Origin of the sequence: Planktothrix sp. FACHB-1355 (assembly GCF_014748295.1) — a bacterium.
Classification (GTDB): domain Bacteria; phylum Cyanobacteriota; class Cyanobacteriia; order Cyanobacteriales; family Aerosakkonemataceae; genus Aerosakkonema; species Aerosakkonema funiforme_A.
In genome coordinates this window covers 1-9,887 of sequence record NZ_JACJUP010000117.1, presented here as the reverse complement: position 1 = coordinate 9,887, position 9,887 = coordinate 1, and the positions used below count along the sequence as shown (strand labels likewise).

Annotated in this window: 14 protein-coding genes; 10 read left to right on the top strand and 4 right to left on the bottom strand. The window is 45.6% G+C overall.

Features of this window, described 5'->3' with window-relative positions; translation table 11 throughout:
- Positions 1–49: 49 nt before the first annotated feature.
- Together H6S82_RS08080 and H6S82_RS08075 are read right to left on the bottom strand one after the other, a co-directional pair.
- Complete coding sequence (locus H6S82_RS08080; protein WP_190468688.1) at positions 50–511, bottom strand: peroxiredoxin; 462 nt, start codon at positions 509–511, stop codon at positions 50–52.
- 75 nt (positions 512–586) lie between these two features.
- Entirely contained in the window at positions 587–1,471 is an 885-nt protein-coding gene (locus H6S82_RS08075) for a 4-hydroxybenzoate solanesyltransferase (RefSeq protein WP_190468685.1), read from the bottom strand.
- Between the two features lie 95 nt (positions 1,472–1,566).
- Here H6S82_RS08075 and H6S82_RS08070 point away from each other — a divergent pair, with 95 nt between their 5' ends.
- A complete protein-coding gene (locus H6S82_RS08070; RefSeq protein WP_190468776.1) occupies positions 1,567–3,216 on the top strand; it encodes a Ppx/GppA phosphatase family protein in 1,650 nt (549 codons plus the stop codon).
- A gap of 122 nt (positions 3,217–3,338) precedes the next feature.
- On the opposite strand, the gene H6S82_RS08065 is transcribed toward H6S82_RS08070, so the two are convergent.
- On the bottom strand, positions 3,339–3,539 hold the full coding sequence (locus H6S82_RS08065; protein ID WP_190468682.1) for a DUF2281 domain-containing protein: 201 nt from the start codon (positions 3,537–3,539) through the stop codon (positions 3,339–3,341).
- Between the two features lies 1 nt (position 3,540).
- Here H6S82_RS08065 and H6S82_RS33910 point away from each other — a divergent pair, with 1 nt between their 5' ends.
- The 5 genes from H6S82_RS33910 (at position 3,541) to H6S82_RS08050 (ending at position 5,625) form a co-directional block, all read left to right on the top strand.
- Positions 3,541–3,666 carry a hypothetical protein gene (locus H6S82_RS33910; RefSeq protein ID WP_255512267.1) on the top strand — a complete coding sequence of 42 codons (126 nt, stop codon included), beginning with the start codon at positions 3,541–3,543 and terminating at the stop codon, positions 3,664–3,666.
- A 178-nt stretch (positions 3,667–3,844) separates the two neighbouring features.
- Positions 3,845–4,639, top strand: a complete 795-nt coding sequence (locus H6S82_RS08060; RefSeq protein WP_191056132.1) for an Rpn family recombination-promoting nuclease/putative transposase — start codon at positions 3,845–3,847, stop codon at positions 4,637–4,639.
- A gap of 68 nt (positions 4,640–4,707) precedes the next feature.
- A complete protein-coding gene (locus H6S82_RS33905; RefSeq protein ID WP_255512266.1) occupies positions 4,708–4,836 on the top strand; it encodes a hypothetical protein in 129 nt (42 codons plus the stop codon).
- Between the two features lie 287 nt (positions 4,837–5,123).
- Positions 5,124–5,366: a hypothetical protein gene (locus H6S82_RS08055; RefSeq protein WP_190468673.1), complete on the top strand. Its 243-nt coding sequence runs from the start codon at positions 5,124–5,126 to the stop codon at positions 5,364–5,366.
- A complete protein-coding gene (locus H6S82_RS08050) occupies positions 5,341–5,625 on the top strand; it encodes a type II toxin-antitoxin system mRNA interferase toxin, RelE/StbE family (protein ID WP_190468669.1) in 285 nt (94 codons plus the stop codon). Before H6S82_RS08055 ends, H6S82_RS08050 begins: the two co-directional genes overlap by 26 nt.
- A 64-nt stretch (positions 5,626–5,689) precedes the next feature.
- On the opposite strand, the gene H6S82_RS08045 is transcribed toward H6S82_RS08050, so the two are convergent.
- Positions 5,690–5,983, bottom strand: a complete 294-nt coding sequence (locus H6S82_RS08045; RefSeq protein WP_190468666.1) for a hypothetical protein — start codon at positions 5,981–5,983, stop codon at positions 5,690–5,692.
- Between the two features lie 197 nt (positions 5,984–6,180).
- On the opposite strand from H6S82_RS08045, the gene H6S82_RS08040 reads away from it, so the two are divergent.
- The 4 genes from H6S82_RS08040 to plsY all read left to right on the top strand — a co-directional run bounded on the left by H6S82_RS08040 (position 6,181) and on the right by plsY (position 9,667).
- Positions 6,181–6,978: an MlaE family lipid ABC transporter permease subunit gene (locus tag H6S82_RS08040; protein WP_190468663.1), complete on the top strand. Its 798-nt coding sequence runs from the start codon at positions 6,181–6,183 to the stop codon at positions 6,976–6,978.
- 60 nt (positions 6,979–7,038) lie between these two features.
- Positions 7,039–7,425 carry a DUF3119 family protein gene (locus tag H6S82_RS08035; protein WP_190468659.1) on the top strand — a complete coding sequence of 129 codons (387 nt, stop codon included), beginning with the start codon at positions 7,039–7,041 and terminating at the stop codon, positions 7,423–7,425.
- A 90-nt stretch (positions 7,426–7,515) separates the two neighbouring features.
- Positions 7,516–8,856 (top strand): DUF3086 domain-containing protein, encoded by a 1,341-nt coding sequence (locus tag H6S82_RS08030; RefSeq protein WP_190468657.1) that lies wholly within the window; start codon positions 7,516–7,518, stop codon positions 8,854–8,856.
- 160 nt (positions 8,857–9,016) lie between these two features.
- Positions 9,017–9,667 (top strand): glycerol-3-phosphate 1-O-acyltransferase PlsY, encoded by a 651-nt coding sequence (gene plsY / locus H6S82_RS08025; protein WP_190468655.1) that lies wholly within the window; start codon positions 9,017–9,019, stop codon positions 9,665–9,667.
- Positions 9,668–9,887 lie beyond the last annotated feature (220 nt).

Sequence of the window (9,887 nt, the reverse complement as noted above, 5' to 3'; positions counted from 1 at the left end):
CAGATTTCAGATAAAAATCTAAAATCTGCAATCTAAAATCTAAAATTGCCTAGACTGTTTGAAGTTCTTGCAGCGTTTTGAGAGACTCATCAACATGAGCTTTGAAGTTTAACTGCGAGTTAAAAATATGCTGCACCACTCCATTTTTGTCAATCACATAGGTAACTCGTCCGGGCAGGAGTCCTAAAGTGGCAGGAACGCCGTATAGTTTTCGGACTTGATTGCCAGTATCGCTCAACAAAGTAAAGGGAAGCTGATATTTGCTGGCAAATTGAGCGTGGGAATTTGAGGAATCGCCGCTGATGCCAATCACTTCTGCACCAGCATCTTTGAAGGTTTCATAACTATCTCTAAAAGCACAAGATTCAGCCGTACATCCAGGCGTGTCATCCTTTGGGTAGAAATAGAGAACAACGGCTTTTTGACCGCGAAAATCGTTAAGGCTGACTGGCGAGCCATTTTGAGAAGTTAGGGTGAAATCAGGCGCGATATCTCCAACTTTGACAGGCATAGGTGCTATTTAGTAAATTGAACGCGATCGTAATTTTCCATTCTCCCACATTCCCGGCTTAGCGAGCTTTTGACTTTAAAACAAATTGCCGGCAATTATCCCAGCGAGTACAATAAAACCAATCCAAACATTTTGGCGAAAAATTTGACCGTAAACTGGTTTCGGTAAATCTTCTTTTCGCAATTGGGAATAATGCCAAATCCATCCAATTGTTGCGATTACCAGGGATAGCCAAAAGCTCCCATGTAGCTGCATAACGACGCCGAGACTTGCGAGCAAACTAGCTGTACCTAAAAAGAAAATACCTACAGCTTCAGGGGCGTAAAGTCCAAAGAAGATAGCGCTGGAATTAATGCCTATTTTCAAATCGTCTTCTTTGTCGCTCATGGCATAAACTGTATCAAATCCCAATGTCCAGAGTACAGTTGCGCCCCAAAGCAACCAGCTGGATAATTCTAAATGTGCGATCGCAGCACTCCAGCTAATCAGTACTGCAAAACCCCAAGCAATAGAAAGCACCAACTGGGGTACGGGAAACACCCGCTTAGCTGTAGGGTAAAAAACGATCGTCGGGACTGCTGCTACGCACAGCCAGAAACTCAAGGGATTGAGATACAGCGCCAACACACCAGCGCAGCACATGGCAATAAATGCTACTACAATACCTGTACGTACCGTCAAAGCGCGAGAAGCGAGAGGGCGATTGCGCGTCCGTTCCACTTGGGGATCGATATCCCGATCCCACAAATCGTTGATCGCGCAACCGGCAGCACTGGTAGCTAAAGTACCCAGTACTATGACGCCGACAAGCGGTGCGCTCGGTGTGCCGCGAGAAGCCAAAAATACAGCCCAAAGGGCAGGAATCATCAAAATTAGGCGTCCTGCGGGTTTATCCCATCTCAGGAGGCGAATAACAGTCAGCCAGGTAGGTTCCGGTTGGCGTTCTTGCTGGGTAAGCATAGCATCGATTAATTATTTGCATTACTTTTCCCCCCTATAGGATATCTTTATACCTGGAGGGAGGGGCTGGGATTTTCACCCAACACAAGTTTATGATGGTCAATTCAATTTCTGAAAGCAGGGTGAGTATTTCTGATAGCGCTGTGGAGAAAGACCGCTTTCTCGCGGCTATTGATATCGGTACAAATTCTATTCATATGGTGGTAGTGCGGATTATCCCCTCGCTACCAGCTTTTACCATCATTGACAGGGAGAAAGACACGGTAAGATTGGGCGATCGCGACCCGGAAACTGGTAACCTGAAACCAGATATCATGCAAAAAGCGATCGTCACCCTGCGCCGCTGTCAGGAAGTCGCCAAAAGCTTAAACGCCGAACAAATTATCGCCGTCGCCACCAGTGCGGTACGGGAAGCGCCGAACGGACGAGATTTCCTCAAACAAATCGAAACTGAAACAGGATTGCGCGTTGATTTAATTTCCGGACAAGAAGAAGCGCGACGCATTTATTTGGGCGTGCTGTCGGGGATGGAATTCAACAACCTACCCCACATTATTATAGATATTGGTGGCGGTTCCACAGAATTAATCTTGGGAGACAGTCACGAACCGCGCAGTCTCAGCAGCACCAAAATAGGTGCAGTTCGACTCACAACGGAATTAGTCACTACCGACCCCATCAGCAACGGGGAATTTTTATCTCTGCAAGCTTACGTGCGCGGAATGCTGGAAAGGTCAGTTGAAGAATTGCGGGAAAATCTCAATCCGGGTGAGCGTCCCCGCCTGGTTGGTACCGCTGGCACAATTGAAACTTTAGCACTTATCCACGCTCGCGAAAAGTTGGGTATCGTTCCCACACCCCTCAATGGCTATCAGTTTAGCCTCAAAGATTTGCGCGAGATAATTCTGCGTTTGCGAAAGATGAATTATGCAGAACGCGCTGCCGTTCCGGGAATGTCAGACAGGCGTTCCGAAATTATAGTCGCCGGTGCGGTAATCTTGCAAGAAGCAATGACGTTACTCGGTTTAGATACAATAACAATTTGCGAACGCAGTCTTCGCGAAGGCGTCATTGTTGACTGGATGCTCACACATGGTTTAATTGAAGATCGATTGCGCTATCAAAGTTCAGTCCGCGAGCGCAGCGCGATCAGAACTGCCCAAAAATATCAAGTCAAACTGGAATACAGTCAGCGAGTTGCCGAATTTGCCCTCAGTTTATTTGACCAAACTAAAGGCATCCTTCATAATTGGGGTTTGTCAGAAAGAGAACTGCTTTGGGTTGCTGGTATTTTACATAACTGCGGTCACCACGTCGGTCATTCCTCCCATCACAAACACTCTTACTATTTAATCCGCAATAGCGAGTTGCTAGGTTACACCGAAACCGAGATCGACGTAATTGCCAATTTAGCACGTTACCATCGCAAAAGTTGTCCGAAGAAAAAACACGATAACTATCGCAATTTGCCGACGAAAGAACATCGGCAGATGGTAAGTCAGTTAAATACTTTGTTGCGATTGGCAGTAGCGCTCGATCGAAGACAAATAGGTGCAATTCGACAAGTGAAGTGCGAATATCGCCCGGAGGTGAGAGAAGTTTGCTTGCGGCTTGTTCCATCTCAACCAAATGATGAATGCGCCTTGGAACTGTGGAGTTTGGATTACAAAAAAGGCTGCTTTGAAACTGAGTTTGGCGTCAAGTTAGTGGCTAAGTTGGAATCGGCGGCTGTCGCTGCTGGTTAAGTTTGGAAAACCCTACACCCAACCCCTCCCCATCTGCGGGGAGGGGAGGAAAACGATTCAGACTTGTTCTGTACCTACGACGGGATTAAGATCGCATAAAACCACATCTCCCCGCGTAATTGTTACCACTGAATCTCTCCCCGCGCCAAACGTTCTTCATAATCTTCTAAGTTGGTCAAATAATCAGAAAAGTCTGATTCGGCAATTTCTAGCAATTCCCGGTTGTGCTTCATTAGTAGGTATTCTACGAAATCATTTACTTCCTGTACTAGAGATTCTGGTAGTTGGCGAATTTTGGCTATGGTTTGGTCATATACAGTCATTATGTCCTACTCCAACATCTGCTGGTATCCCAATTCTAGTATGAGCGGCGGACAACTTGCCGGACAGTACAAAACTGAATATAAAGACTACAAAACCTTTTTCGACCCGTGTCAAGAGAAGATTTAAGAGAAGTGTTATCTTTGTCCTCAATAAACTTGATTAACGGTTTACAATCTTTGAGCAAACGCTATTTACTCAAAACAATAGAAGGTGATAAAATTTCGTTTAATTTATCTCCTCTTTTTCGAGAATACGTGAGAATTTGCCACCATACCGTCTGAAGCTGAGTATCTAAGCCAAAAACATGAAAACAGACAGCATCTTCTATCAAATATTTCAGAGTTTACCCAGTATCTTCTTTGAACTAATCGGTCAGCCTGCATCAGAAGCAAGGGGCTACGAGTTCAAGTCAGTGGAAATCAAAGAAATAATCAAACGGATTGATGGCGTATTTCTGCCATCGAAACCCAACCAAGCAATTTATTTTGCGGAAGTCCAGTTTCAACGAGACGAAGAATTTTACTATCGGTTTTTTACGGAAATTTCCGTTTATCTGTATCAATACAAACCGAAAAGACCTTGGCGTGCGGTAGCGGTATTCAACCGCCAAAGTAGCGATACAGAAGTACCATTAGAGTATCAGCACTTTCTGGCTACCGGACAAGTGCAGCGAATTTATTTGTCAGAATTGGGTCAAGCGGCAAACCAGTCAGTCGGTTTGGGGATGCTAAACTTAATAGTTGAGGATGAAACAATAGCGATTGACCAAGCCAGACAGCTAATCCAGAATGCACAACAGCAGGAGGATGAAGCTTTCCGGCAAAAAGTTCTACAATTGATCGAAACAGTCTTGGTGTATAAATTTCCTAGCATGAGTCGCCGGGAGGTAGAAGCGATGTTCGGTTTAAGTGATTTGAAAAAGACACGGTACTTTCAAGAAGTTGCTGAAGAAGCTAAGCAGGAAGGCAAGCAGGAAGGCAAGTTGGAAACAGTACCTCGATTGTTGCAGTTGGGGTTGAGTGTGGAACAAATTGCGATCGCATTAGAGTTGGATATGGAAGTGGTGAGAAAGGTAGCACAAAGACAATCTTATAGATAAAGCTATGGGGCTGCCAATCTAAATTATGTTTAATCTTATTGCAACCCCTCGCAATTTTAGGGTTGGGTATGCTAAAGTCAATAGTTGAGGATAAAGCGATCGCGCTCACCCAAGCCAGACACCCAATCCAAAAAGCACAGTCGCACAAAGCACAGTCGCATATGGAAAATGAAGCAGTCCGGCGAACAGATCTGTAATTGATTCAAATTCTCTTTTTTTATAAATTTTCTTTCATGATTTACACAAAGAAAAAAGCCATATTTGCCTTAAGCGATATGCTCCCCAGCGAGCGATCTTTTGCAAGTACTTCTTTACGGCTATTGGTGACAGTAGGCAAATCTGACTATCGTCTTTCTCCCACGCCATCTCTTTTGCTAAAAACGATACCGCAAATAATTTAGATTCTGTTAAAGCAGATTTGGTACATGAGAACCCATGTACGATAAAAAGGTGTGAAGTCTACCGAAGCCTCGAAAAACTGTCGATGAGTAACCCTGTATCTTTTCAAACAGTGATTGAATACGTTGACGCTCTTTCTCCAGAGGATCTAGATTTGTTGTTTGAACTGATTCGCAAAAAACGGATTGAACAAAGACGCCAGGAAATCGCCAGTAATGCTGCTGAGACTCTGGCAGCACTCGCAGCGGGACAAGCCAAGCGTGGTACAATAGCTGACCTACGCGCTGATTTACTTGTGGATAATGAGAATTCTTGTTTGGGATGGTAGCTTTAAGCGGGCTTTTAAGCGCGTTGTCGGCAAAAATCCCCAACTAGAGGTAAAAATTTTTGCGGTGCTGGAATTGCTGGCAGCCGCTCCTTTTTCACAATCTTTGAAATCGCATAAATTGAGGGGTCCGCTGGAAGGGTTATGGGCTTATTGGGTTGAGTACGATTGCCGAATCATTTACACTCTCAAGGAAAATGCTGATTCTGGCGAGCATATAATTGTATTGATTGATATTGGTACTCATGACGAAGTGTACTGAGCGATCGCACTCTCCAGCACTCCTCAAGATGCGGAATAAACAGACTTTGAGTATCCCCGATCGCTTAATTCCCGCGTAAAGTTTGATACCTATAAAAAGCATAGGTGTCAAACATAGCTCCTACGAAAGCACAAGTTAAACCAATTGTCAATAATCCCTCAATGGGACAGCCATTACCGAAAACGACCAGAAACTTCCAGATTGATTCAGCGCCAGACTGACCGATAATTCCCAAAACCGGAATATAGCCAATCAAAGACAAACCTGCTAACGTTCCCCCTACTAGCAGGATAGGGGCGACAAAGCTCAGAAAACTCGTCAGCAGCAGAGAGCGGAAGAAGTTGGGCATAATATTCATGCAGATTTTACTACTCCGATCGAACTGACAGGGGCCATGCCAGCAAAGGGCACTTGCCTTTTACCACAATAGGCGTTACATTGACCATCGAACCAAAAAGTCAAAAATCTTAAGTTTTCATTAAAAATATAAAGGATTTGTTCATGGGGATCGTTCAGATCGGACACAGTTCTTAATGCAGTGGCAAAATTTGCGCGGTGAAGGGGAGAAAATCTAATTTCAGCTTGGGGTTATGGGGACAGCGCTTGCTGGCCGCAATTTTGTTGGGAGGACAGGTACTCATCCACATCCTCAACGGCAAAATCCACCGCCGCAACACCATCGATCAAATGGCAGCGGTTGGCCCAGATTCGCTTCTGATTGCCTTGGTGACAGCAGCTTTTGTGGGTATGGTATTTACAGTGCAGGTAGCGCGAGAATTTATCAACCTGGGTGCCAGTACTGCCGTGGGAGGAGTTCTGGCACTGGCGTTGTGCCGCGAACTTGCCCCAGTCCTCACCGCCGTAGTGCTGGCAGGACGAGTGGGGTCGGCGTTTGCAGCAGAAATCGGCACGATGCGGGTAACGGAACAAATCGACGCCCTCTTGATGCTCAAAACCGATCCTATAGACTACTTAGTAACACCCCGCGCGATCGCCTGCTGCTTGATGCTGCCAATTTTGACCCTGATGTGCTTGGTGACGGGGATGTTGGGAGGATTGCTGATTGCCACCAATCTGTACAATATCTCCCAGACAGTCTTTCTAGATTCCGCCCGTAACTTTCTCCATGTCTGGGATATTTGTAGCGCCGCGATCAAAGCTTTTTGCTTCGGCGCGTTGATTGCTGTGATTGGCTGTAGCTGGGGCTTAACCACAACAGGGGGAGCCAAAGGTGTGGGACAATCAACGACAACTGCTGTAGTCACGTCTCTGCTGGCTATCTTTGTCGCCAATTTCTTCTTGACTTGGGTGATGTTCCGGGGAACGGGCAGCGTGGTGCTACAAGGTTTGTGAAACGTGAGCTTATAGAATAAGAGAGAAGTCTTTTGTGACGTGAAAGAGGAATTAAAGACTGTGACCACGGCTGCTTCGATCGAATCCCAACAAACGGTTGAACTCTCCCCCAGTTACACCATACCCATAGTTTTAGTATCGATCGCCATACCGCTATTGCTGCTACAACCCTGGCTTAGCGCCATCATCTCCCTGTTCGGATTGTTCCTCTTGTTCCAGACTGTCACCATCCGCCTCAAATTTACGGAAACCGCTTTAGATATATACCGCTCTGGTAAGATAATTCGCAGTTTCCCTTATCGGGAATGGCAAAATTGGCGCATTTTTTGGCCCGGAGTGCCTATCTTGTTCTACTTTAAAGAAGTTAAGAGCATTCACTTTTTGCCGATTCTGTTCGATCCCAAGATGTTACAAACTTGTTTAGAACAACGCTGTCCAAAGATTTAGTAAAGTAGGGTGGGCAATGCCCACCGTTGGAATTGAGCGGTGGGCATTGCCTACCCTACCCCTATCTGTAAATTAGCTGTTAGTTGTTAAATGAATTCAGACGAACCCCAAACCCAAAAACAAGAGCAACCGCCGGAACGAGAACCAGCTATTGAGGCATGGTCAAATTCACCAGAGCAAAGTACCATAGTTGAGTTGGTCGAACAAACTCCGGAAAATGATTTTGTCGTCGGCGAAGTAGCGCCTACAAATGATGATGAAAACTATCAATTTATAGAAGGAGATTTAGCGCCGCCCAACACTGAAGATATTCCTACAAAAGATGAGTTGGTAGTGGGCTTAGCATTGTCTGCTAATACAGAATATATTGCCGGAAATGATAATATTAGTCAAAGGGATTTCGCCCAGGAAAATGATATAGTGGAGAGTGGGAGCGATCGCATCGCTGAGTTAGCAGAACGGGTAGCTGAGTTAAAACAAGAGGAACAAGCTCTCAAACAGGAAATATCTTCCCTGCAAAGCACCAGAAAAATGCTCTCCCAGCAGGTAGCCGAAATGCAAACAACTTGCGGTCGCTTGATTCAAGAAAGCTTGAGCGAATTAGAACAGCGCAAACAAACGCTGCAAATTGCTGTAGAACAATTGGAACGCCGCCAAGACCGCATTCGCGCTGAAATGAAAACCACTTTTGCTGGGGTTTCTCAAGATTTGGCAATTCGGGTACAAGGTTTCAAAGATTATCTAGTCGGTAGTTTACAGGATCTGGCATCCGCAGCTGAGGAACTGGAATTGATTCCCAAAGCACCAGAACCGGAAGAAAAAGTGGTTGTTAGAGATGCTAAACCTGTGAAAGAATCTGCTGGGGTACCAACATTTGCCGAACAGGGTTTTCAGGAACAAGTTAAGCAAATTCGCAAGCTTTTAGACCAATATCGCACGCGACCGGATTATTATGGCCCGCCTTGGCAACTGCGTCGCACCTTTGAACCAATTCATGCGGAACGCGCCTCGTATTGGTTTTTTACTCAGGGTGGCAAGGGGGCGTTGCGGAGTATGGGTTCTCGCCTGCAAAATATCCTCGTCGCTTCTTCGATTATCTCAGTTTTGCGATCGCAGTATCACGATCGTCTCCGCACTTTGATCTTGGCAAATACCCCCGAACGTCTGGGAGAATGGCGGCGCGGTTTGCAAGATTGTCTGGGTATTTCTCGCGGCGATTTTGGCCCGGAACGGGGAATTACTTTGTTTGAAACGCCAGAAGCCTTGGCAATGAAAGCCGAACGGTTGGTGAAAGAAGGGCAAATGCCGTTGATTGTTATTGACGAAACGGAAGACCAAATTAGTTTGTCTGTGCTGCAATTTCCCTTGTGGTTAGCTTTTGCACCTGACCCGCAATCGCCTACCTATTCGTTGGAGCGCGATCGATTTTAAGATGTTGGATGATTTTACCGCAGATGAACGCTTCGGAACGCAGATGTTTTTGGATAGAAGCTAGATAATTTCAGATTGCAGATCGAGATTTAAAATAGAGGGATTCCATCTGCAATCTGCTATTTTCAATTTGAGATTGGCACTAAAGGATGGGTTGATTATGTTTGGGGTAACTGTCAATATTGGGTTGGTGTTGGTATCTTATTTGTTAGGGTCGTTTCCCACAGGATATTTAGCCGCTCGTATACTTAAAGGTATCGATATTCGAGAGCAAGGTTCTGGTTCCATTGGCGCAACAAATGTGTTGCGAACTCTGGGAAAAGGGCCTGCGATCGTCGTTTTGCTAGTCGATGCGGCTAAAGGTGCTTTGGCGATCGCGCTGGCTCATTTAGCATACTCTTTTTCTAGCACAGTCGGATTATCTCTAGCAACGCTGGTTACTTTAGCCGGATTAGCAGCGATTATCGGTCATAGTTGGCCAATTTGGTTGAATTTTAAAGGCGGAAAGTCGGTTGCTACCAGTTTGGGCATTTTGCTGGCGATGTCTTGGCAAGTTGGTTTGGCAACCTTTGGCGTTTTTGCGGTCATGTTGGCCATCACCCGCATCGTTTCTTTCAGTTCTATTGTAGGTGCGATCGCAGTTTCGGCGTTAATGTTTGGCTTCGGTCAACCTTTACCATATCAAATATTTGCGATCGCTGCCGGGATATACGTTATTTGGAGACATCGCAGCAATATCCAGCGTTTGCTAGCAGGAACCGAACCTAAAATCGGACAAAAATTACAGACAGAAACCGAACAAACGACTTGACATTCTTTTCGCTGGCAATTTCCTCGTCCGCTCCTCCTTTAATAGGTTGATAGGAATTGCGATGACAATTTCTCCATGCTTACAGCGGCTTGCAGTTGGATGAAATACAGGCTATGGGTCGAGATCCCCGACTTCTTGAAGAAGTCAGGGATCTGTATACAGGCTATGGGTCGAGATCCCCGACTTCTTGAAGAAGTCGGGGATCTGTATACCTCACTCA